General features: G+C 64.8%; 23 protein-coding genes. 2 read left to right on the top strand and 21 right to left on the bottom strand.

What is annotated here, in order from left to right; genetic code table 11:
• Position 1: 1 nt before the first annotated feature.
• On the top strand, positions 2-664 hold the full coding sequence (locus tag ACQZAB_RS06100; RefSeq protein WP_428388015.1) for a M15 family metallopeptidase: 663 nt from the start codon (positions 2-4) through the stop codon (positions 662-664).
• Between the two features lie 3 nt (positions 665-667).
• Positions 668-1552 carry an ROK family protein gene (locus tag ACQZAB_RS06095; RefSeq protein WP_428388013.1) on the top strand — a complete coding sequence of 295 codons (885 nt, stop codon included), beginning with the start codon at positions 668-670 and terminating at the stop codon, positions 1550-1552.
• Here ACQZAB_RS06095 and ACQZAB_RS06090 read toward each other — a convergent pair.
• Genes ACQZAB_RS06090 through ACQZAB_RS05990 form a run of 21 tightly spaced genes read right to left on the bottom strand, consistent with a single transcriptional unit; the run spans position 1535 to position 23224 of the window.
• Positions 1535-2158 (bottom strand): tetratricopeptide repeat protein, encoded by a 624-nt coding sequence (locus ACQZAB_RS06090; RefSeq protein ID WP_428388011.1) that lies wholly within the window; start codon positions 2156-2158, stop codon positions 1535-1537. The genes ACQZAB_RS06095 and ACQZAB_RS06090 overlap by 18 nt on opposite strands.
• Before the next feature lie 2 nt (positions 2159-2160).
• A complete protein-coding gene (locus tag ACQZAB_RS06085; RefSeq protein WP_428388009.1) occupies positions 2161-2685 on the bottom strand; it encodes a hypothetical protein in 525 nt (174 codons plus the stop codon).
• Positions 2685-3992 carry a hypothetical protein gene (locus ACQZAB_RS06080; RefSeq protein WP_428388007.1) on the bottom strand — a complete coding sequence of 436 codons (1308 nt, stop codon included), beginning with the start codon at positions 3990-3992 and terminating at the stop codon, positions 2685-2687. The genes ACQZAB_RS06085 and ACQZAB_RS06080 overlap by 1 nt, the downstream gene beginning before the upstream one ends.
• Positions 3985-4497 carry a hypothetical protein gene (locus ACQZAB_RS06075; protein ID WP_428388005.1) on the bottom strand — a complete coding sequence of 171 codons (513 nt, stop codon included), beginning with the start codon at positions 4495-4497 and terminating at the stop codon, positions 3985-3987. Before ACQZAB_RS06075 ends, ACQZAB_RS06080 begins: the two co-directional genes overlap by 8 nt.
• Complete coding sequence (locus ACQZAB_RS06070) at positions 4497-5471, bottom strand: hypothetical protein (protein WP_428388003.1); 975 nt, start codon at positions 5469-5471, stop codon at positions 4497-4499. The genes ACQZAB_RS06075 and ACQZAB_RS06070 overlap by 1 nt, the downstream gene beginning before the upstream one ends.
• The gene (locus ACQZAB_RS06065) at positions 5438-6079 is read right to left on the bottom strand and encodes a prepilin-type N-terminal cleavage/methylation domain-containing protein (RefSeq protein WP_428388001.1); all 642 of its coding nucleotides are present in this window, start codon (positions 6077-6079) and stop codon (positions 5438-5440) included. Before ACQZAB_RS06065 ends, ACQZAB_RS06070 begins: the two co-directional genes overlap by 34 nt.
• Positions 6076-6489, bottom strand: coding sequence for a type II secretion system protein (locus tag ACQZAB_RS06060; RefSeq protein ID WP_428387999.1), 414 nt, complete (start codon positions 6487-6489; stop codon positions 6076-6078). The genes ACQZAB_RS06065 and ACQZAB_RS06060 overlap by 4 nt, the downstream gene beginning before the upstream one ends.
• Positions 6440-7027, bottom strand: coding sequence for a pilus assembly FimT family protein (locus ACQZAB_RS06055; protein WP_428387997.1), 588 nt, complete (start codon positions 7025-7027; stop codon positions 6440-6442). Before ACQZAB_RS06055 ends, ACQZAB_RS06060 begins: the two co-directional genes overlap by 50 nt.
• Entirely contained in the window at positions 6969-7370 is a 402-nt protein-coding gene (locus ACQZAB_RS06050; RefSeq protein WP_428387995.1) for a type II secretion system protein GspG, read from the bottom strand. Before ACQZAB_RS06050 ends, ACQZAB_RS06055 begins: the two co-directional genes overlap by 59 nt.
• A 27-nt stretch (positions 7371-7397) precedes the next feature.
• Positions 7398-8618, bottom strand: a complete 1221-nt coding sequence (locus tag ACQZAB_RS06045) for a type II secretion system F family protein (RefSeq protein ID WP_428387993.1) — start codon at positions 8616-8618, stop codon at positions 7398-7400.
• A gap of 1 nt (position 8619) precedes the next feature.
• Positions 8620-10221, bottom strand: a complete 1602-nt coding sequence (gspE, locus tag ACQZAB_RS06040) for a type II secretion system ATPase GspE (protein WP_428387991.1) — start codon at positions 10219-10221, stop codon at positions 8620-8622.
• Between the two features lie 5 nt (positions 10222-10226).
• On the bottom strand, positions 10227-12479 hold the full coding sequence (locus ACQZAB_RS06035; RefSeq protein WP_428387989.1) for a secretin N-terminal domain-containing protein: 2253 nt from the start codon (positions 12477-12479) through the stop codon (positions 10227-10229).
• Positions 12480-12503: 24 nt separating this feature from the next.
• Positions 12504-14033, bottom strand: coding sequence for a tetratricopeptide repeat protein (locus ACQZAB_RS06030; RefSeq protein ID WP_428387987.1), 1530 nt, complete (start codon positions 14031-14033; stop codon positions 12504-12506).
• Positions 14034-14040: 7 nt separating this feature from the next.
• Positions 14041-14697: an energy transducer TonB gene (locus ACQZAB_RS06025; RefSeq protein ID WP_428387985.1), complete on the bottom strand. Its 657-nt coding sequence runs from the start codon at positions 14695-14697 to the stop codon at positions 14041-14043.
• Between the two features lie 5 nt (positions 14698-14702).
• On the bottom strand, positions 14703-15119 hold the full coding sequence (locus ACQZAB_RS06020) for an ExbD/TolR family protein (protein ID WP_428387982.1): 417 nt from the start codon (positions 15117-15119) through the stop codon (positions 14703-14705).
• 41 nt (positions 15120-15160) lie between these two features.
• Positions 15161-15568 (bottom strand): ExbD/TolR family protein, encoded by a 408-nt coding sequence (locus ACQZAB_RS06015; protein ID WP_428387980.1) that lies wholly within the window; start codon positions 15566-15568, stop codon positions 15161-15163.
• Between the two features lie 21 nt (positions 15569-15589).
• Positions 15590-16255 carry a MotA/TolQ/ExbB proton channel family protein gene (locus ACQZAB_RS06010; protein WP_428387978.1) on the bottom strand — a complete coding sequence of 222 codons (666 nt, stop codon included), beginning with the start codon at positions 16253-16255 and terminating at the stop codon, positions 15590-15592.
• A 15-nt stretch (positions 16256-16270) separates the two neighbouring features.
• Positions 16271-17908 (bottom strand): MotA/TolQ/ExbB proton channel family protein, encoded by a 1638-nt coding sequence (locus tag ACQZAB_RS06005; protein ID WP_428387976.1) that lies wholly within the window; start codon positions 17906-17908, stop codon positions 16271-16273.
• Between the two features lie 25 nt (positions 17909-17933).
• Entirely contained in the window at positions 17934-18722 is a 789-nt protein-coding gene (locus tag ACQZAB_RS06000; protein WP_428387975.1) for a DUF3450 family protein, read from the bottom strand.
• An 18-nt stretch (positions 18723-18740) separates the two neighbouring features.
• Positions 18741-21986, bottom strand: a complete 3246-nt coding sequence (locus ACQZAB_RS05995; RefSeq protein ID WP_428387973.1) for a TonB-dependent receptor domain-containing protein — start codon at positions 21984-21986, stop codon at positions 18741-18743.
• A complete protein-coding gene (locus ACQZAB_RS05990; RefSeq protein ID WP_428387971.1) occupies positions 21983-23224 on the bottom strand; it encodes a hypothetical protein in 1242 nt (413 codons plus the stop codon). Before ACQZAB_RS05990 ends, ACQZAB_RS05995 begins: the two co-directional genes overlap by 4 nt.
• Positions 23225-23277 lie beyond the last annotated feature (53 nt).

Raw genomic sequence — 23277 nt, 5'->3', positions numbered from 1 at the left:
CATGTCCGCTAAGCCCCTGTTCAAACCCGCACGACCCATCCCCGAGGTGATGGCCGAAGCCAAACACGCCAGGCCACCCATCGAAGACATCCCCCTCCAAAAACCCGATCTCGTCGAGCTCCGCGACCACATCCCCTCCCTCCAATACGGGATGCACTACAGCAGCGTCGAGAACTTTGCCGGCATCGGCCTCTCCCAGATCGAACACGCCCCCGCCCAACGCCCCGTCGCCGAAGCCCTCGCCATCGCCGCCAACACCCTCGAACCACACGGCTACGGCCTCATCATCCACGACGCCTACCGCCCCTGGTATCTCAGCTACGTCTTCTGGCACGTCGTCCCCGAACACCTCCACCACTTCGTCGCCAACCCCGCCCGCGGCTCCATGCACAACCGCGGACTCGCCGTCGATGTCGCCCTCTACGACCTCAGAACCGGCAACCCCTGCCAGATGCCCTCCGAAGTCGATGAGCTCTCCGAACGCGCCCGCGTCGATTACCCAGGGGGCGACGAACCCTCACGACAACGACGAGACCTCCTCCAAACCGCCATGACCGAGGCCGGCTTCGAATCCCTCATCGACGAGTGGTGGCACTTCGCCCTCCGAACCGATCCGCTCTACCCAATCATGAACGTCCCCGTCGACCAGATCGAGAAAGCCTGAGCCATGCCGACCACACTCGGCATCGACATAGGCGGGACCGCCACCAAACTCGCACTGATCCAGGACGATCAACCACCCGCCACCGCACGCACCGATACCTACCGCGAACCCTCCGCCGAAAACCTCGCCAACGCCATCCAGCAAACCGCTGCCACCCTCACCGACCCCACACAAATCCAACGCGTCGGCCTCTGCGTCCCCGGACCCGTCAACGCCCAAGGCGTCCTCGAAGCCGCCGCCAACATGCCTGCCCTCATCGGACGCAACCTCAACGATTGGACACAAACCCTCTTCCCCGAAGCCCAAACCATCGCCCTCTGCACCGACGCCGTCGCCGCCGCCATCGCCGACCACCACAACAACCCCACCACCAAACGCTCCCTCTACCTCTCAATCGGCACCGGCCTGGGCGGCGCCGTCCTCGACGCCGGCATCCCCCTCATCGTCACCCGCGGAACCCCCGGACACCTCGGACACATCGACGTCTCCGGCACCGACCCCAACCCGCCCCAAACCCCAGGAGCCGGCCGCGGCGCCCTCGAAGCCTACATCGGCGCCCGCGGACTCAACGACGATGGCGTCCCCCTCGAAACACCCGAAGAACTCCAGGCCGCCCTCACCCACCCCCGCGTCCACCGCGGACTCGACGCCCTCGCCCGAGGAATCCGCACCTTCCTCGTCATCTACCGACCCGACGAAATCGTCTTCATGGGTGGCGTCGCTCCCCTCATCGAACACCACCTCGACCACATCAAAACCGCCGTCCACAACGACATCAGCCCCGCCGCCCCCGGACAAGTCAACTACCGCTTCACCAAGGTCGGACGCTTCGCCGCCGCCATCGGCGCCGCCCACCACGCCAGCCAGACCTCACATCGACCCGCGTAACGACAACAACACCCCCTGCGCCCAGACCTTCCAGTCCGCCCGCTGATCCTCAGCCAACAACCGCTCCAGCAGCAACACCAACTCCTCCCCGCGATCACCACGCTGATACAACGCCCGCGCCAGATTCCCCACCGTCTGCAGATTCTCCGAGTCAATAAACAACGCCGCGCGATAACTCTCCACCGCACGGTCCAACTCACCACTCTTCTCCAGCACCAACCCAAGATTGTTCAGCGGCTCCGACCGATTCGGCATCAACGCCCGCGCGTACTCAAACTCCCACGCCGCCTGATAAAAATCCTTCTGCTGATAAAGCACCTTCCCCAGATTGTTGTGCGCCGGCCCGAACGCAACATCCGCCTCCAACGCCCGCTCAAACGCCGACCGCGCCTTCTCCAGATCACCCTCCGCCAACGCCTCCAAACCCTTCTCATGATGCCGACGAGCCGCCTCCGTATCCCGGTCAGGCGAAGTCCGCACCGTGCGGTACGTCGTCGTCTCCGGCCCCGACTCCGAAGACGTCGCACAACCCACCGGCCAGAGCGCCAGACAAACCATCCATACACCCGACAGCCACAATCGACGCTTCTTCAAAACAGCACGCATCCTTAACGACCCTCCCCGTCCGGAGCAAAAATAAGATACGTCAGCGTCGTCTGAAAATCCCACAGACCCGACGCCCCCTCACCCCGCGCAGCCGTCAGATCCAGCTCACGCACATTCAGACCCGGCTGCCGACGAAGACGATCCAGAAACACCATCAGACGCCGAAGCTCCACACCCCGTAGCGACAACATCGTTGGCTTCATCTCATAAGGCAAACCCGTCAGCCGACGGGACGCCTGAGGAAAAATCCCCTCCAACCGACGCGCCTCAATCCCCGCCGCCGACATCGCCGACTCCACCTGCACACCCAACGCCTGAACCCCCACATCCTCCGCCGACGCGATCGCCGGCTCCGCCCGCAGCGCCGCAATCCGATCGACCAGCACAAGACTCCGAGCCAGCGACGACGACTCCCGCAGCGCCGCAGCACGCTGACCCGCCATCCACCACACCGACCACAACGTCGCCACCAACAGCACCAACAACCCCACACCAAGACCGACCTGGACGAAACGCACACCCGACATCAGCCGCCCTCCCCAACACGTGCCTCGAACGAGTACGTCACCCCACCCTCTGACCGCGTCTGCGTCCGAGGCGGGTCCACCTCAAACACACCTCCCGATCGCAGCGCCCGCACCAGCTGCTCCGCATCACCGTGCGATCGCGCCTCCCCACCCACCGTCACACGATCCGGACCCACACGCAGCGACAGCACCCGGAACCGCAGGTCCATCGGCAGCGACGACAAGACACCATAAAGCCGATCCAACGCCGAAGCCTCACGCAAAGCCTCATCACCCGCACCACCCTCACCGCGACCACTCACACCCGCCAGCCGACGCGACTCACTCTCCAAGCGAGACACAATGCTCACCGGCACACGCTGACCCGGAAACGCCTCCGCAAACGCCCGCTCCTGCTCACCGCGCAACCGCTCGGCCTCCAACGCATAAGCCTGACCCCGCCACACCGACACACCCGCCACACTCAGCATCAGCAGCACCGCCGCAACCACCACCGAAACCACCGGCCCCCGATACGACACAAACCAGTCCTTCGCCGCCAACGACCCCCGACGAAGCTCAACCGCCGCCACCGATGGCTCCGAAAGCAACGAACGCGCACCCGCCAGCAACAGATCCAGATAAGACCCTCCGCCCTTCACCACCCCCGCCTCGTCCAGACCCACATCCCCCGCCGAACACCCCACCACCACCACAGCCCGGCCCTTATCCGAAACCGCCGCCACCGCCGATCGCGCGGCCTCCCAATCCCCGCCCAGCCAGCGCCATCCAGCCAGCGACCCCTCACCCGACCAAGACAACACGTCCACACCCCAACCCTCCACCGCCGGCTCCGCCAGCACCGCCGACCCGACCTCCCGCGACCGAAGCGCATCACCCACCAGCAACGACGCAGGCACCAGATGCGGGGCCGAAATCCCCCGCGCCTCCAGCCAGGACAACACCCCGCTTACCCGCTTGACCACACAGCAAACCCCTAGCGACCACCCATCGTGATGCACAAAGTCAGCCTCAATCTCCTCCGCACTCACCGGCAAAACCTCCTCCAGCCGGTACAGCAACTCCGCCGAACGCCGGGAACGGTCCAAGCCCTCCGTCGACACCCGCGCAACCAGGCACCACGAAGACGCCAGCGACACCACCACGCGATCCACATCCCCAGCCCCCTCAAACAGCCGCTCAAGCACCGCCTCCGCCGAAGACCCATCCACCGCCGCCTCACGCCACGACACACCCGCCACACCGCCCTCCCCCGTCATCCCCAACCGCCAGACATCTTCACCAAGAAGCAGCACACCCTCAGCCATCGACCCCACCCCCCTCCCGATCAGGCAGCGACAACGAAAACACCCGACCACCCGCCTCCACCATCACCACACGCCCCTCAATCGAACGCACCCGCACCGCGCCGCCCCCCGCCTCGAACGACTCACCCACACCCCGGATCTCCGTCCGGCCATCCGCCGTCCGCAGCACCGCCAAAGTAAAACCCGACTCCTCGATCGTCCCGATCAGCGACACTGGCGAAACCTCCACCGCCGTCGCCGCCGCCGGCCCGGCCACATCAAAAAGCGGCCGCTGCCAGTCGAACGAACCCACCGCCAGCAACGCCTCCACCCCGGGCCCCGCCACCCCAACCTCCTCGGACGCCCCATCCCCCGATGCGACTGGTTGGGACCCACCATCCACACCCACTTCTTCCGCAATCGACACAGGCGACATCACCCCCCACACCACCACACCCACAGCACCCAGCACCATCAGTGCCGAAGCCAGAAACATCAACTGTCGCTGCCGCTGTAGTCGCATCATCACCACGCAAAATCCACACGCCCGAGCAGGCCGCCATCCTCGCCGCGACGCGCGACGCTAAGCGTAACCCAATCCCGCTGGCGACCCCGACTCACCACCCAAACCCCATGACACCCCGAACGATCCGTCAACACCCCCTCCAACTCCCCACGCAGCAACGGGTGCATCCCGCCCACCCCACGAAGCAGCTCTTCCAGAGACGCAAAAGCATCCCGATCCCGCCCCGCCAGCAACGCCTGCACACCAGCCTCACCCAACAACCCTTCGCAAACCAGCTGGATCGCCGCCTCATCCGCCCGCTGCACATTCAACCGCCCATCACCCCAGCACGTCACCCCACCCCCAGCCACCCCATCACCCACACCCGAACCCACCAGCCGCTCCGGCAGCACCGCCGCAAACACCTGACCGTAACCCGACACCTCAGGCTCCCCGCCAGCCGCCATCACCACCGGCGACAACGACACCCGCATCCCCAAACGACGACCACCCAGCAGCCGCGCCACCTCCGCCTCAGCCGCCAACCTCCCCCGATCCGACAGCAACCGATCCACACGCACCCGAGCCTGCTCATCCGTCAACACCAACTCGTGCGCCAAACCACCCAGCGACACCACCACCCGCAGCTCACCCACCGCACCACCAGCCAGCCGCGTACCACCTAGCACCGATCTGGAGGGAGAGTTGGCGACGTCACCTTCCGCTCCCTCATCCGCTCGACCCTCAGCTTCACGCAGCAAAGCCTCTACCGACGGCAACAGCGCTTCCCGCAGACTGATCGAAGCCCACCGCCGCTGAAGATCTTCCACCCGATCCCTCGCGACCAGCGCCTCGCCCCCACTCCGCCCCGCAAACCCCGAAAGCATCACACCACAAACCATCACCAGCACCACCACCAGCAGCAACGCAAACCCACGCTCAGACGCAGCCACACCCGACCTCATCGCACCACCGCCCATCGGTCCAGCAACCACGTGCCCCCCTTATCAGCCAGCCGTACCCGCCACGCCGAAGCCGCACTGTAAGCCGTCGACAGCTCCTCCAACATGCGAGAATCTCGAACAATCAGCAGCGCAGACCCGCTCGGGTTCAGATCAATCGCCGGATAATCAACGAGTTGCGCGCCCGTTTCCGACCCGTTCCCGATCGTTTTCGTCCGTTTGAGCCCCGGTTCGAGCAAAACCGAACCAGCCCCCCAAACCAGCACATCCACAAACCCAACCCCGTCATACCCCCTCTGCATCCGCAACAAAGCACGCTCATCCCCTTGCCCATCAAGCACATAACGCACCCGAGCCGGCAGATCCCGACGCTCCCGCGTCACCCCATCCAACCCCACCAACCCCTCCAGCACCAGCGAGCCATCGCTTTCCCAGCGGATCACGTCCGCCATCGCCAGATCCCGTTCGAGCAAATCGAAGACCGCTTCGAGCTGCGCCGGGCGGTCGGTGGACGCCGGGAGCGTCGGGTCGACGGCGAAGCGGGTCAGGATCGTCGCGACCGCGAGCAGGATGAGCGTGATGAGCGTCGAGGCCAGCAGGAGTTCGAGAAGGGTGAAGCCGCGGGGCGAGGAGAGGTTCATCGCTCGGCCTCCGTCTCAGCGGGCAGCGCGAGCTCGACGGCGAGAACCGTCTCGCCCTGGACCACCTCGATCCGCAGGGAACGGAGGGCCAGGTCTTCGAGGCCACGGTTCGGGACCAGCGAGGTGCGCCAGGTGATGCCGTCGCCGTCGGAGGCTCCGGGCTGCGCGTCGCCGGACAGGCTGCCCTGAGCGTTAACGGGCGGGCCGTTGGGGTCGAGCCACCAGCCGGTGATGAGCCGGTCGGCGACATCACTCAGCTCCGTGAGGGTCCGGGCCTCGGCGAGCTGGTCGATGTGGCGCGCCCGGGCGACCACGATCCCCGCGAGGATCGTGCCGAGAATCACCAGGGCCGCGACGACTTCAATCAGCGTCAGGCCCGGGCGGTGCCGGGATGGCGAGCCAGCGTTCAACAAGGTCCTGGTCCTCCAGGGTGCGGGTCTGTCCGGTCAGCCCGGCGGTCAGCAGCCAGAGCCGCTGGTTCTGCTCGGTCTCGATCTGCCAGGCGAAGGTGCGGGTCTGCCCGCCTCGGGCGTAAACAAGGTCGATGACGGGATCGGGATCGGCCGGCGTGTCCATGCCAAGCAGGTCGGTCAGCCGCGTGCCGGCCGGGAGTCTCCGGCTGGCGGCCGGCTCCAGCTCACCTGCGGGGTTGCGGGTGAAGCGCTGCAGCCGCTGCTCATCAAGGTCGATCCGGAGGACGACTTCCCGTCCGAGCCGTCGGGCGGCCAGCCTGGCGCGCTCGTCCTCCTGCTGGAGCATCCCGATCGTGCGGTCGAGCGCGGCGGAACGGGCCGTCTCGATGAGGGACAGCCCGGTCGCGCCAGCCATCAGTCCGAGGATGGTGATGACGGCGATGAGCTCGATCAGGGTGAAGCCACGGGACCGCATCTCAGCCTCCGCTGCCTTCGCGGACCTGCCAGCTGTAGATATCCGCGGCGGTCGATTCACCGCCTTCACGGCCGTCCGAGCCGTAGGTCACGATCTCGTAGGGCTCGCCAGATGGCCCGGGGCTGTTGTACTCGTAGGGGTTGCCCCAGGGATCGTTGCGGTTGTCGATCGGCAGGACCGACAGGCCCTCTTCGTTGGTCGGGTAGCGTTTGTTTTCAAGCCGGTAGAGCTCGACGGCGTCCATGATGGTGGTGATGTCGGATCGGGCGAGGTTGATCTCGGCCGAGTCCATGTAGCCGGTGACCTGGAGGGCGACAGCGCCGGCGAGCAGGCCGATGATGACGATGACGACCATCACCTCGATGAGCGAGAAGCCGCGTGGTCCGATGCGTCTGTGGTTCATGAGCTTTCTCCTCGGGTGCATCTGGTTTTAGAGGACGTCGCCTGCCTGGAGGATGGGCAGGATGACGGCGAAGGCGATGAAGCCGACGGTGATCGCGAGCAGGATCATCATCAGCGGTTCGAGCAGGGCCGTGAGCCGGCCGGCGGTGATATCGACCTGGACATCGTAGTCTTCGGCGAGGCCTTCGAGCATGTCCTCGAGCTGGCCGGAGGCCTGGCCGACGGCGAAGAGCTGGATGACCAGGGGCGGGAAGACGCGGGTGTTTTCGAGGGCGTCGGCGATGTCGCGGCCGGAGAGGACGGCCTGCTCGGCGGCGGCGAGGGCGTCGCGGAGGACGCGGTTGCGGACGACCTTGCGGGCGATCTGGATGGAGCGGGCGAAGACGACGCCTGAGCGGAGCAGGGTGGCCATGACCATGGCCATGCGGGCGATGGCCTGCTTGCGGATGAGTTCGCCGAGGATCGGGACGCGGAGGAGGCTGCGGTGCCAGAGCATCTCGCCGGCGTCGGTCCGGAGGATCGCGCTGGCGATCAGGATGAGTGAGAGGCCGGCGGCCATCAGCAGCCACCACCAGCCGATGAGCAGGTCGCTGGTGGCTTTGACGACGACGGTGGCGAAGGGCAGGTCCTGGCCTGAATCATCAAGGACGGTGAGGACCTGCGGGACGACGAAGGTCATCAGGAAGATGCTGACGAGGACGCCGACGGTGGCGACGATGAAGGGGTAGATCATCGCGGAGACGACGCGGTTCTTGAGTTTGGCGGTCTGCCTGCGGAAGTCGGCGAGTCGGCGGAGGGACTGGTCGAGGGTGCCGGCGTTTTCGCCGACTTCGACGATGCTGCGGGGCAGTTCGTCGAAGAGGTCGGGCTGGAAGGCCATGGCCTGGGCGAGGCTGGATCCGGCGGCGACGTGATCGGAGAGGAGGAGGATCGCTTGGCGGAACGATCCGTCGTGCTGTTTGGCGATGGTGTCGAGGGCTTCGAGGAGCGGGATGCCGGCGCCGAGGAGGGTGGCGAGTTCCTGGAAGAAGCCGGTGACGCGGGTGGTCTGTCGTCGGGCGAGGTAGGCGGCAAAGATGGACTGGCCGCTGGCGGTTTTCTGCTCGCTGATGTCGCGGATGCTGAGCCCGCTGGCGCGGAGTTGGTCGCGGGCCTGCCTGGGTGAGTCGGCGATGATGGTGCCGCGGACGGGGTTGGTCTGCGGCTGGCCTGGGGCGTCGGGGATGGCGGTGTAGGTGTAGACGGCCATGTCAGAACCCGGCTCTCATGGCGACGCGCATGACCTCGCTGAGGGTGGTCTGGCCGAGTCCGACTTTGCGGAGGCCGTCGTCGGTGAGGGTGGTCATGTGGGCGCGGATGGCGGCGTGATGGATGTCGGTGGCGGAGGCGCGCTGCTGGACGAGGTTGCGGATTTCGTCGTTGATGGTGAGCAGTTCGAAGCAGCCGGCGCGGCCGTGGTAGCCGGTGCCGCGGCAGTGTTTGCAGCCGACGCCGGTGCGCATCTGCTGGCGCTGCTCGGGCGTGGGCACGAAACGGAGGGCGTCGAGTTCGGCGGGGCTTGGCTCGGCGGGCTGGGCGCAGTGTTCGCAGACGTGGCGGATGAGTCGCTGAGCGAGGACGCCGACGAGCGAGCTGCTGACGAGGTAGGGCTCGATGCCGAGGTCGAGGAGCCGTGTGACGGCGGAGGCGGCGTCGTTGGTGTGGAGGGTGCTGAAGACGAGGTGTCCGGTGAGGGAGGCCTGGATGGCCATGACGGCGGTCTCGCGGTCGCGGATCTCGCCGATCATGACGATGTCGGGGTCCTGGCGGAGGACGGAGCGGAGCCCGCTGGCGAAGGTCATGCCCTTCTTGTCGGAGATCTGCATCTGGCTGATGCCTTCGAGCTGGTACTCGATGGGGTCTTCGAGGGTCATGATGTTGCGGGCGGTGGAGTTGATCTCGCCGAGGGCTGCGTAGAGCGTGGTGCTCTTGCCGGAGCCGGTGGGTCCGGTGACGAGGATGAGTCCGTGTTCGACGCCGATGAGTTTGCGGAAGGTGGCGAGGGCTTCGGTGGTCATGCCGAGTTCGCCGAGGGTGTAGCGTCGGATGCTCTTGTCGAGGAGTCGGATGACGATGCGTTCGCCGTGGCTGGCGGGGACGGATGAGACGCGGAGGTCGATCATCCGGTCGCCGACCTGGACGGTGGAGCGGCCGTCCTGGGGCAGTCGTTTTTCGGCGATGTTCATGCGCGCCATGACCTTGATGCGGCTGAGGACTTCGTCCTGGATGGCGGCGGGGAGGTCGAAGGTATCGAAGAGGACGCCATCGATGCGGAGTCGGATGATGAGCCGGTCTTCGTAGGGCTGGATGTGGATGTCGGAGGCCTGCTGCTGGACGGCTTCGAAGAGCAGGAGGTTGACGAGCTTGATGACAGGTGCGCGGTCGGAGACGTTGAGAAGGTCTTCTCGTTGCGAGAGTTCGTTGACCTCGCTGATGACGGTGTCGCGGTCGAGTTTTTCGACGAAGGCTTGGGCGGCGCCGGTCTGCTGGCCGTAGGCCTGGTTGATGGCGGAGGCGAGGGCGTGTTCTTCGGCGGGCTGCGGGCGGAGCGTGGCGCGGAGCCAGCGGCGGAGGATGTCGAGGGTTTGCTGGTCGTCGGGGTTGGTCATCGCGAGGTCGATGACGTTTTCGTCTTCGGTGGCGAGTCCCAGGGCGTGCGCGTTTCTGGCGAAGGCGATGGGGACGTGCTTGAGGAAGTGAGCGGAGGGCTGGCGGTCGCTGAGGTTGGTCAGTTTGTCTGCAGATGGGTTGTCGACGAGCCTGAGGCCGGCGGCGGGGTCGTGGGTCGCGCTGGTGGGGTGGTCGGTGCCCATGCGTGTCAGTGGATCAGGAGGGGTTGGCTTTCTGGGAGTCCGAGTGAGATGCCGGTGCTGGCGGCGGCTTCGGAGGAGACGAACCTGAGGTACTCGAACTTGTCGTCGCGGAGGATGACGGCCTTGATGAAGACGAAGAGGGTGGTCTGCTGGTTGGTGATGACGCGGTTGGAGAAGAAGTTTTCGATGAAGGGGATTTCGCCGAGGAGGGGGATGGCGTTGATGACCTCGCTTTGGGTGTCTCTTGTGAGTCCGCCGACGATCATGGTGTAGCCATCGGGGAGGACGGCTTCGGAGATGAGGGAGTTGGTCTGTCGGGCGGGTGGGAGGACGTCGTCGGGGTCGTTGGACTCGGCGGCTTCGGAGAAGCTGGAGAGGCTGATTTCGTATTCGAGTTTGATGAAGTCGCCTTCGCTGATCTGGGGCGTGACGACGATGGTGGTGCCGGCGGCGGCGAACCCGCCAAAGGAGGTGGTGGAGACGGTGGAGGAGGCGTTGACGGAGGAGAAGGGTTCTTCGCGTTCGCTGACGAGGGTGCCGACGGCGTTGTTGTTGACGAGGATTTCGGGTCGTGAGACGACCTTGACGCGGTTGTCTGACTGGAGGGCGCGGACGACGAGGTCGGCGATGTTGGAGCTGATGATAGCGCCGTTGAATCCGACGCCTGGCTCGAGCACGAGCCCGGGGTTGCCGGGATCGACTTCGTCGGAGAGGCCGAAGTTGCTGAAGGTGAGTGAGCGTGTGGTTTCGTCGATGTCGGCATCGACGAGGATCTCGACGCCTAGCTGGAAGCCGTCGGTGGTGTCGAGCGAGACGACGGTGGCTTCGAGCAGGACCTGCGGCTGTCGGACATCGAGTCGTTTGATGAGGCGTTCGTAGACCTCGTGCATGGCGGGTCGGGCGATGACGATGAGGGTGTTGGATGCTTCGTGGGCGATGATGCGTGCTTTGTCGAGGCCGAGTTCGGGGTCGTCGATGGCGACGCCTGAGCGTTGCGGGGTGATCTCGATCTGCCGGTTGGCGGCGCGGGTGTTGACCTCGGATTCGGTGGGTCCGTCGATGCGGCTGAAGTCTTCACGTGGGGTTGGGAACAGGGGCGGCTGGGGGGCGGCGTTGGCGCCGTCGATGGAGATGGTTTCGAGGCTGGCGTCGTTGGCGATGCCTTCGAGGGTTTTGAGGATCTCGTCGGCGCGGGCGTTCTGGAGGGTGTAGAAGCGGATGGGGCTTCGCTGTTCGGGTCTGGGGATATCGAGTCGGGCGGCGAGTTCGGCGATGGTCGCGTGGACGTCTGAGGGCGCGGTGACGATGAGGGCGTTGGCTTCGGGGTCGGCGACGGAGCGGTAGTTCTGGGCGGCGACTTCGTCGAGGAGTTCGGAGACGAGGGTGTCGATGCGTGCCGGGCTGATGGTGTTGAAGGTGTAGACCCTGGTGGTGGTGTTGGCGGGTCGGTCGAGGTTGGCGATGAGTTGTGCGGCGCGTTCGATGTCCTGGGCTTCGCCGATGAGGTCGATCTGGTTGGTGCGGGTGTCGGCCTGGATGCGGAGGTCGGTGGGTGAGGTTGGGCGGGCGGCGATGCCGAGGAGTTGGGTGACGCGGGTGGCGAGGTCGGCGGCCTTGGTGTGGGTGACGGTGACGGATTCGATTTTCAGGTCGGCTTCGGGCTGGTCGATGAGTCGGCTGAGGTTTTCGAGCCGTTGCATGTTGCTGCCGAACTCGGTGATGATGAGGAGTCGTGTTCCCTGAACGGGAGTGATTCTGGCCTGGGGCGAGGAGAGGAAGGGCGTGAGGATGGCGCCGGCTTCGGCGGGTGCGATGTGCTGGAAGGTGAAGACGCGGGTCACGGCCTGGGTGAGTCGTGCCTCTTGTTCGCCTGGGAGGACGGAGATGGTGGGTAGTGGTCGATTGGCGGCCTCGATGCGGATGGTGTTGGGGATTTCGGTTTCGACGAGGACGAGGTTGTTGGCTCGGAGGGTGCTTTCGAGCAGGGTGATAAGCGAGCTGGTGGGGATGGCTTCGGGGGCGTTGATGGTGACGCGTCGGCTGACGACGTTCTGGTCGTAGATGAAGTTGATGCCGTTGCGTCGACCGACGTAGTCGATGAGGACCTTGAGATCGATGTTCTCGGGGAAGTTGAGGGTGACCATGCCGTCCTGTGGCTCGGCGGCGGTGGTCTGTGGTGGCGTTTGAGCGAGTGCGCCTGCAGCCAGCAGGGTGAGTGCGAGGAGGCAGGTGGCGGCTTGTGAGGAGATGGGGGCCATGGCGGGCTCGCTGGGGTTTGGGGGTCAGCCGGAGCGTGCGATGCGCTCGACCTGCTGGAGGTACTGCTGGACGTTTTCGCGGGGCTTGATCTGCTGAGCTCTTCTCAGCAGCGGCAGGGCCTGTTCGTAGTTGCCGAGTTTGACGAAGAGCTGGGCGAGTCTGACGTAGGCGTCGGCCTCGAAGTCTTCGAGTGCGGCGGCGCGTTCGAAGTAGAAGGTGGCCTGGGCTGTGTGCTCGGCGAGTTGGGCCTGGGCGTTACCGAGTTGGTCTGAATTGTCTGCCAGGCGTGCGGCTTCGATCTCGGCCTGTGCGGGTCCGACCTTAGAGGACTCGTGCTGTCCGAGGAGGATGAGTGCTTCGCCGTCGAGCGGGTCGAGTTCGACGATCTCGCGGAGGATGTCGGCTTCCTGATCGGAGGCGCCGTTGGCGACGGCGATGCGTGCCTTCATGCGGAGTAGGTCGATCTGCTGCTGGTCGTCGAGGTCCTGGGCGCGGTGGGTTTCGATGGCTTCGATGAGTGAGGCGGTGTTGTCGAGTTCGGCTCGGGCGGTGAGCACTTTGGCGGCCTGGATGCTTCGTGCGAGGTTGGCGTCGGGCTGGGTTTCGAGGGCTCGGATGTAGTTTTCGACGGCGAGGTCGTAAAGGTTCTCGTTGATGTAGATGTCGCCGAGGTTGTTGAGGATGTCGGCGTTGGCGCCGCCTAGCTGGTCGACGACGAGGTAGTTTTCGGCGGCGTTGAGATTGTCGCCGAGTTGGAGGTAGGCGTTGGCCTGGAGGAGCCAGAGGTCGGTTTTGGAGGGGTCTTGTTTGAGCATTTCGCCGGTGAGGGCGATGGCGTCGGCGAAGCGTTGCTGGCGGAAGAAGCTGCGGGCGAGTCCCATCTTCCAGTCGAGGCGGTCGGGTTCGAGGAGGATGGCCTGTCGGTAGGCGGACTCGGCGGCGAGGGGGTTGTCGGTGGAGGCGTAGGCGAAGCCCATGAGTCCGTAGGTGATGCCGTTGCCGCCGCCCAGTTCGATGACGCGGGTCATGGCGTTGATGGCGAGGTCCCACTGGCTTTCGCGGACGTAGAGCATGCCGAGTGCCTGCCAGGCACGGCGGAACTTGCGGTGTTTGGCGACGGCTTCGCGATAGGCTGCTTCGGCGAGCTCGGTCTGTTCCTGTTCGAAGTAGATGTTGCCGATGGTGAAGTCGTAGACGGCGGTGGCGGCGGACGAGTTCTCGTCGTTGAGTCGGTCGATGGCTTCCTGTTGTTTGGCGGTGCGGGCTTCGGCTTCGAGGTCGGCGGCTTCGCGGAGGGTTTCGATGACTTCGAGCATGACCTCGCGTTCGATGCTGGTGATGCGTGGCTCGATCTCGCTGGCGGAGATGTAGGTTTCGGAGAACTGCTGGGTGAAGCGGGGGTCGGACCAGATCTCGAGTTCGCGGCCTCGGGTGTCGTTGGGGTTGGCGAGGCTGCGGGTGGCGGCTTCGTCGGCGGTTTGCTCGGTGGGCGTAATGGTGCAGCCGGCGAGGACGAGGGCTGCGAGGATGGCGGTGGGGAGGGCTTTGTTCATGGTCGTTTTAACCTTCGGGGAAGGTGATGGGGACTCTCATGCGGAAGCTGACGGGTTGTCCGGCTTTCATGCCGGGCTCGAAGCGCCACTGCCTGACGGCGTTGAGGGCGGCGCGGTTGAGGGCGGGGTGGAGGGGGTTCTGGACGCGGGCTTCGTCGATGCGTCCCTGCTCGTTGACGATGAAGATGACGTAGACGGTGGCGGGCGCGAGGCGTCGGAGCCGGTCGTCGAGCATGGGTCCGGGCTGGTAGACGACGCGGGGTTCCTGGTCGAGGTCGCCGAGGCCGGCGAGCATGTCTTCGACGCCACCCATGAGGTCGCGGGTGTTGATCTGGGGGGCGAAGTTGCCGCTTAGGCCCAGTCCGGAGCCGGCGGGGTTGAGGGCGATCTCGAGTTGGGAGAGGTCGAGCGGGGGCGCTTCGGTGAGCTGGGGTGGCTCTTCCTCGGGTTCGGGTTCGGGGGGTTCTTCTTCGGGGGGCGGCGGGGGTGGGGGCACGTCGGCGAAGCCGATTTCCTGGACGCGGGTGTCGGGTCCGTCGGGGGCGCCGATGGTCTGCATGAGGGGCAGGACCATGAAGAAGGCGAGGGTCATGAGCGCTGCGGCGACGAGCACCGTCAGGCGGTGTGTCAGGGTGGCTCGGGTTTTTCGTCCTTTCTTGGCCATGGCTCTTAGTTCTGGTTGATCTGGGTGGCGAGGCTGACTTTGAGGGCACCGGCCCGTTTGGCTTCGTCGATGATGCGGATGAGGGTTCCGGACTCGGCGTTGCCGTCGGTCTGGATGATGACGGGTCTTTCGGGTTCATCTTCGAGCATGCGTCGGACGAGCGGCTGGACGCCGGTGACGCCTATTTGGCGGGCTGCGTAGACGACCTCGCCTTCGGGTGTGAGGGCGATGTAGATGCTTTCTTTTTCGAGGGTTTCCTGGGTGGTGGCGATGGGCTGGTCGATGGTGACGTCGGGGACTTCGACGAAGGTGGTGGCGACAATGAAGAAGATGAGCATGATGAAGACGCAGTCGATCATGGGCGACATATCGATGTCGCCGTAGTTGCCTTCGTCGGATTTCATGTTCTTAAAGCGGCTCATGGTTTTCTTCGTGGCTGGGTTTGGGGTTGGAGGGTTCCTGGTTACTGGGCTTGTGCGAGGCTGACCTGTGCGGCGCCGGCGCTTCGGGCTTCGTCCATGACGCGGATGAGGGTGGCGACGGGTGTTTCGAAGGAGGCCTGGACGATGACGGGCGCGTCTTCGGCCTGGAGGACGCGTCGGACTTCGGACTGGACGCCGGCGAGGCCGATGCTTCTGCCTTCGTAGAAGACTCTGCCGGTGTCATCGAGTTGGAGGATGATGGTGGTGGACTCGTTGAGATTGGGCTGGTTGCTGGGTTCGGGTTTGTCGACGCCGAGCCCGACTTCCTGGACGAAGCTGGTGGTGACGATGAAGAAGATCAGGAGGATGAAGACGCAGTCGATGAGCGGCGAGATGTCGACCTTCGCGTCGCTGTCGTCTGTGTTCTGGATGTCCTGAAATCTGGCCATGGCTTGGTCCGTGGGTTGGGTTTAGGCGGCTTTCTGTTGTTCCGGGGTTGGAGTGGGGTTGTTTGTCTGTTTGCGGTAGAGGCGCTGCATGCAGGCGGTTTCCATGTGGGCGAGGAAGGCGTGGTACTGCTCGATTTTATGGGCGAGGTGGTATTGGAAGAAGAGCCCGGGGATGGCGATGATGAGGCCAGTCTCGGTGGTGATGAGTGCTTCGGAGATGCCGGAGGCGACGAGGTCGATGGTGGGTTCTCCGCCTGTGCCGCCGGCGAGTGCGTCGAAGGTGTTGAGCATGCCGGTGACGGTTCCGAGGAGTCCGAGGAGGGGTGCGGCGGAGACGCAGATGCGCATGACGCGTAGGTCTCTTCGGAAGGGTGTGATCTCGGTGGTTCGGAGTTCTTCGAAGGCTTTGCCGAGTTCGTCGAACTGGTTGATGCCTGAGACGAAGTCGAGCAGCTCGCCGATGAGGCCTTCGCGTTGTCTGGGGTGATCGATCCATTTGCGCCAGGTGGACTCGGGGACGGCGCGGAGTTCCTTGCCGGGGAGTCCGAGGTAGATGTGCATGCCAACGGCGAACATGACCATGGCGACGATGGCGATAGCGACCATGGCCCAGCCGCCGCTGAGCCATATCTCGATGGTGGCATCCCAGAAGGAGGGGTCGGGTTGTGTCTGGGCGAGGGTCAGCACGGTGGGTTTGGCCGATCAGGCCGCCTCCTTCTGCGGTTTGTCTTCGGTTTTGGTTTTCTCGGTGGGGGGCGGTGTCTGGGTGGTTTGCGACTTGGCGATCTGGTTCATGAAGACGACGCCGGCCTGGGTCATGCTGTCGATGATGCCTCTGGCCATGCGTGAGAGGTAGGCGTAGAGCAGGAGCGCGGGGATGGCGACGATGAGCCCGAACTTGGTGGTGATGAGTGCTTCGGAGATGCCGCCTGAGAGGGCTTCTGGGTCGCCGGTGCCGAAGATGGTGATCATCTCGAAGGTGTTGATGATGCCGGTGACGGTGCCGAGGAGCCCGAGGAGGGGTGCGGCGGCGGCGCAGATGGAGATGAAGGGGAGCAGCCGTTGGAGTTGGACGGTGTTGGAGAGCACCTTCTCGTACATGATCTCCTCGATGAGTTCGCGGGGCTCGCCGAGGTGGTCGGCGCCGGCCTGGAGCATCTCGCCGATGGGTCCCCTGATCTTTTTGGCCTCGGTGGCGGCGAGGGTTTTGTCTTTGGCGGCGACGGCGCGGAGGAGGGGGTCGAGCTTCTTGCGTGAGGGGTTGGGGGTCATGGCGAGGACGCGCCATTTGTAGAGGGCGATGAGGAGGGCGACGGCGGCGAGGAGGGTGATGGGGATCATCACGGGCCCGCCCTTCCAGACGTGTTCGAGGAAGGTGTCCTGGGCCTGGGCGATGGCGTGGGCGTTGCCGAGGGTGGGGTCGAAGGGCATGGTGCCGGTGCCCTTGGCGACGAGGCTGGCGGCGGCGTTGGCGGCTTCCGGGTTCTCGAAGGGTGTGATGGTGGGTTCGAGTGATCCGAGTCGCTGGTCGGCGGTGCCGACGAGGCTGCCGTCTTCGGAGAGGAAGAGGACTTCGGGTCCGACGACGAGGAAGTCGCCGGGTTTGATGTTGCCTTCGGCGTCGGCGGCGGTGCCGTTGAAGGTGATTCCGCCCAGGAGGCCGAAGAGTCTTTCGACGGACTGGCCGATGGCGGCGAGCTGGGTCTGGAACCGCTGGAGTTCGGTGAGGTTGCTGTTTTCGGGGGCGAGTCGTGCCTGTTCGAGGCTGTCGGCGTATCGCTGGAGTTCGGCGATGTGGAGTCGGGGTTCGAGGTTGCGGAGGTACTCGGCGAGGAGGTTGCCGAGGTAGCGGGCTTCGTCCTGGCGGGCGGCGATGGTGGTGCGGAGGTTGGCGAGGGCGAGGTTGCGGCTGTCGAGCTGGCGGCTGGCGGCCTGGAGTTCCTGGCGGAGGTCGACGATCTGGGATTCGAGCTGGCTGATGGTGCGGTTGAGGGGGATCTTCTCGGCGGCGATCTGCTCGCGGAGGGTGTCGAGTTCTTCGACGGCGGCGTTGAGCTGGGCTTCGACGGTTTGCGAGACCTCGGCGAAGGTGGGGGTTCGGGGCTCTGCCGGCTGGGCCTGTGTCTGGTCCAGCTGGGGCGCGGGCTCGTCGGCGGCCTGCTGATCGGGGGCTGGCACGGTGTCGGCTTCGGCCGGGTCGCTGGCTTGGGCCGTGTCGGTCTGCGCGGCATCGACCTGGATCGGCTGGGTGGGCTCGGTCGTGTCGGCGTCCTGGGCCCAGGCGGGGATGGCGGTCGCGAGGGCGAGGGCGAGTGTGAGCAGGAGGTGCTTGGTGTTCATGGTGTTTCTTTCTGGCGTTACCTGGTCACTGGATGTCGAGGGGGAGATCGACGAAGTCGGCGACCTCGGTGTTTCGGTAGATGTTGATGGCGCGGAGGATTTCGGGGCCGGTGTTGTTGTCGGGTGTCCAGACCCAGCCGGACTGTCCTTCGGGGGCGGGGGTGCCGGTGCCGGCGATCGCTGCGTTGTTGCTGGTGTAGTAGGCCTTGGAGATGCCGAGGTACATGACGGTGACTTCGGCGGCCTGTCCGTTGGGGAGGTCTCGTTTTTCGCTGGTGACGGTGATCTCGCCGTTGAACTTGTTGATTTCGTTGAGGATGCCGATCACGTTCTGGTAGCGGTTGGCGAGGGGGAGATCGGTCTGCTGGGGGTCCTGGGGGATCTGCTGGCTGAGGACCTTGAGGCGGTCGACGATGGGTGCGGGGGCGCGGTCGAGGAGGTCGACGACCTGGGTTTCCATCGCGATGACGCTGGCCTGGAGGGTGTCGGCGGCCTGTTTGAGCATGTCGTTCTGTTCGGTGAGCTCATTGAACTGGTCGTCGGTTTTGCTGAGGTTGTCCTGGGCCTCGGCGATGCGTTGGCGGAGGTCGTCGATCTCGGCCTGGAGGACGTCGATGCGGTCGCTCAGGATTTCGCGGGAGACTTCGAGGTCTCGCTTTTCCTGGGAGATGACGCGACGGGTTTCGACCCATCGTTCGAGTCGGTCGCGGGTGACGTCGATGGCGGGCTCGCTGGTGTTGTCCTGCGGCTGGGCGGCGGCGGGTGCGGCGAGCCAGAGGGCTGCGAGGATGAGTGTCAGGGTGTTTGGTTTCATGGTTGTTTTCCCTGGTGCTTAGAACTCGTAGTTGAAGGTGATGCCTAGCGAGAGGTCGATGCCTGCGTTGTAGGAGGTGCGGAGGTTGTTTCCGCGGACGCCGGCTCCCTTGTAGACGGTTTGTATATCGGGGTCGAGGAGGTTTTTGGCGGAGAACTTGAGGCTGAGGTAGTCGGTGAGGCGTTGGACGATGGTGAGGTTGAGGGTGCCGAACTCTTCTTCGTAGACGGCGGGGAGGACGAAGGCGGCGGGTGCTCCGGAGCCGACGCCGCCATCGTCCTTGACACCTGCGGGGGTGACGAGGGTGTCGCCTCGGACGGTGTAGAAGAGGGAGATGGAGGTGCCGAGGTCCTGCTGGTTGTAGTTGACGTAGAGGTTGTAGAGGTGTTCTGGGGCGTTGATCATCTCGATGGTGTTGCCGCGGATGCCGGAGCGGTTGAGCTGATCGCGTTCGAAGGGTCTGAGTTCGACTTCGGTGTTGAGGAGGGTGGCGTTGCCGCCGATGGTCATGCCCTGGAGGGGCTCGAACCATCTGCCGACGGACTGTCGGACTTCGACTTCGTAGCCTTCGATCTGTCCAGAGGGGAAGTTGACGGGGACGACGATGCTGTTGATGCCCTGTGCCTGGCGGACGACCTGGATGGGGTTGGTGAGGTCTTTGTAGAAGTAGGACGCGGAGAAGAGGGTGTCGGGGAAGGGTCGGTAGTCGATGCGGAGGTCGTAGTTCTTGATGGAGCTCATTTCGAGGAAGGGGTTGCCGACGAAGGGTGTCTGTCCGAAGAAGAGGGACTGGGAGACGGGGGTGAGCTCTCGGAAAGTGGGTCGCGCGATGGTTTCGCTGTAGCCGGCGCGGATCATGACGTTGTCGATGGGTTCGAGGATGAAGGCGATGGCGGGGAGGATGTCGTCCTGGTCGATGGTGGCGTCGAGTGTTCCGGCGGGTAGGGCGTTGACGTCGATGGGTGTTCCGAGGGTTCCGCCGTTATCGATGAGAACGGGTGCGTCGAGGAAGACTTCGGTGGTGGGGGTATCGGGGACGATGTTGGTGCCGATGTTGGTGCTTTCGAATCGGAGCCCGCCTATGACCTTGAGGTAGGGGGTGATGGGGAGGTCGACCATCCAGTAGAGGGCCTGGACGTCCTGCTCGCCGGTGTACTGGAAGTCGATGGGGGTTGCGATGATGGCGCCGGGGTCGTTGGCGGGCTGGAAGAAGGGGATGGGGGGTCGGAGGTTGATGGGGACGCCGGGCAGCGGGTCGAAGAAGAGGTCGCCATAGAGGCCGGGGTTGGCGATGGCTTCGGAGAGCGTGACCCCGCCGAAGGGGCTGAGGAGCAGGACGTTTTCGTTGATCTGCCCGTCGATGATTTCGGGGATGGTGAAGGTGTCTTGTCGGAAGTCTCGGGTGACCTGATCGTTGAAGTAGCCGATCTTGAGGTAGCCCTCTTCGTTGTTCCACTGGCGGAAGGGGAATCGGAGGTTGAGGCCGTATTGGGTGGAGTCTTCCTGGATGTCCTGGAAGACGATGTTGAAGGCACCGAGGGCACCGCTGGCTCCTTCGAAGGTGACGGGCTCCTGCGAGCCGTCGGGTCTACCCGGTGATGCCGAGAAGTACTTGGTGTCGAAGATGAGGGTGCCGGGTTCCTCGCGTTGTGAGGTGCTGCGTGCGACGTTCCAGTCGAAGACGGGGGGCATGAACTCGAAGGGTCCGACGTTCCAGGTGTCGGCGGCGCGTTCTTCGGAAGCGAGGGTGTGTTGGCCGCTTAGCTGGAAGGTTTCGACGGTGCGTTCGAGGTATTCCTGGGTTTCGAGCCTTCGGTAGGGTGCGAAGTCGGAGGTGTTTTCGTTGCCGTTGGTGGGGTCCTGGGCGCCGCCTGGGGTGACGATCTGGAGCGGGTCGTGGCCGGGGAACTTGAGGTTTTTGCCGAGGGTGTCTTCACCGACGGTGGCGGTGGCGGCGGTGTTCTGGGTGAACATGTAGGTGAAGCTGATTTCGTGGAGGTCGGATTCGATGCCGAGGGTGGCGAGGCTGCCCCAGACGACCTGGTGTGAGGACTCGGTTTCGTTGAAGAGGCTGGTGAGGATCTGGTCTTCGCCGAGGTTGGTGGTCTGGAGGAATCCGTTCTGGTTGCTGCCGCTGGTGTTGGGGATGAGTCCGGCGTTGGGGTTGTTGGTGCTGATGACCTTGTCGTGGTTGACGACGTTTTCGCGGTGGGTCATGTCCTGTTCGTAGAAGTAGGTGAACAGGCCGCCGACGCGGACGCCGGTGTCGAATTCGTGCTGGACGCCCGTGGCGACGGACCAGTCGTATTCGATGGGCGGGTTGCCGTTGTTGGGTCCGGGGTTGCCGAAGAAGTTGTTGGGCAGTTCGGGGGGGTTGCCGGTGAGTCCTGCGAGGGATCCGGGGAGGGCGCGGTCGCCATCGATGCCGAAGAAGTTGGGCCCTCCTCGGGAGTCGACGAGGAACTCGCCGTTGCCGGGTCGGTTGGTGTTGTATTCGGTGCCGGTGGAGATTTTGAGGAAGTTCTGGTCGGGGATGGACTTGGTGACGATGTTGACGGCGCCGCCTGAGGCTTGTCCCTGCTGGTCGGGTGTGAAGGTTTTGCTGACCTGGATGGACTCGATGATGTCGGAGGGGAAGAGATCGAGCTGGACGGCGCGGGTGTCGGGGTCGGCGCTGGGGAGGACGACGCCGTTGAGCTGGGTGCTGATGAAGCGTGGCGGGAGTCCGCGGACGGCGGCGAAGCCGTCGGCGGTGGTGGTGGATCCGGCGACGAGTTTGAGACCGGCTTCGGCGTCGCCTGCGCCGGCCTGTGAGAGGAGGTCGGCCCCGACGGCGTCGATGAGCGCGGGGCTTTCGATGCGTAGTTCGAGGAGTCCGATGTCGGTGTCGCCGCCGAGTTGGATGTCCTGGACGATGAACTCGTCCATCTCGGCGAAGTCGCCGGCGAGGGTGGCGTTGAGGTCGGTGAGTTGGCCTTCTGTGACCAGCACACCGGCCTCGACCTGCTGGAGGAAGCCGTCTCTGGCGAAGACGAGGGTGTACTGGCCGGGAGGGACTTCGCCGAAGGTGTAGCCGCCGTCGAGTCCGGTGGTGGTCTGCTGTCCTGTTTCGGTGATGGTGACGGTGGCGTCACGTAGTGGCGCGTCGAAGTCGGCGTCGAAGACGGTGCCTCGAATGGCTCCGACTTCCTGCGCGTAGGCAGCGCTCGCGGTCGCGAGCACGACGGCGCTGGCGAGGTAGAGGCTGCGGGATGGGTGGATCACCATGGGGGTCCCAGGCGGGCGTGCTGGTCTCGGACTCGCTGCCAGATCTCGTCGTTGGGTTCGACGTTGGCGGCAGCCATCGAGAGGCAGGTGTCGATGAGGTCATCGGCCCGCGGTCGGCTGTTGGGGTTGACAAAGCCCTGTTCGAGGGCCCGGAGGTAGAGGTTCCGGGCCTGGTCTTTCTCCCCGAGCCTGGCGTATCCCTCGGCGATGGCTCTTATGGCATCGGCGCGGGTGATGTTGACGATCTGTTCTTCGTCCTGGTTGTACTGGTCGATGAGCTGCTGGAGCAGCTGGTGTGCGGTGCTGGTCTGATGGATGTCGTGTCGGGCCTGTGCGATGCGCGAGACGAACTGGTAGCGGTACTGGGTGCCGGTGGGCCAGGCTGCCTGCTCGGTGATCTGCTGGGCGTCGTCGAGGAGGCGTGAGGCGGTGTCGTGGTCGTTGTGATCGATGGCGACCCGGCTGAGTGAGAGGAGCAGATCGATGGTTTCGGGGCCGGGCATGTGCTGGTAGGCGGCGCGGAGTTTGTCTTCGATAAGGGCTCTGCGCTCGGTGTTTTTATAGTGTTTTCCGAAGAGTTCGGCGTAGGCCTGGGCGCCGTTGATGATGGCTTCGTAGCGCTGGCTGGCCAGGAGGGTGTCGAGCCGGGCGACGATCTGATCGAAGGCGTCGTTGGTGCTGAGGCTTGCCTCGGTGATGTCGAGGGCGCCTTCGTAGAGGTTGTCGATGGGCTGGTTTCGGAACTCGCGAGCGGCCTGCTGCTGGCCGAGGACGAGTTGGGTTCTGGCGGCGATCATGTCGATGTACTGCCGTTGCCAGTCCTGGGTGGCGAGTTTGGCGGTGGCCTCGGCGATGAGCAGTTGCTGGTCGATGGGATCTGCGTGGCCTTGGGTGGCAGCGTAGAGGGCGTAGTCGGCGGCGGCGGCGCCGCGTTGCCAGTTGTCGATGCCCTGGCTGTAGGTGAGTGCCCGTGAGGGCTGGTCGAGTTGGAGGGCGGCCTGGATGACGCGGTACTGGGCGCGGGAGCGGTTCTTGAGGTGGATGACGATGGGCATACGGCTGGCGGCCTCGAAGGAGAGGTCGAGCAGTTCGGTCTGCCAGTCGGCGATGGGGGCGTCGGGTGGGTGTCCGGTGCCTGGCGGTTGGGCAGCGGCGTGCGGGCTTTGCTGCGGCTGGGGTGCGGGCGTGTGGGCTGGCGCCTGGCAGCCTGCGATTGCGCATAGCGTCAGCGACACGGCGAGAAGATAGCCCTTCTTTGGTCGTCTGGCGTGGGTCACAGAGAGTCCTT

The sequence above is a fragment of the Mucisphaera sp. genome, from assembly GCF_965279675.1.
In the GTDB taxonomy this organism is placed as follows: domain Bacteria; phylum Planctomycetota; class Phycisphaerae; order Phycisphaerales; family Phycisphaeraceae; genus Mucisphaera.
This window is presented reverse-complemented; position numbering and strand designations above follow the sequence as displayed.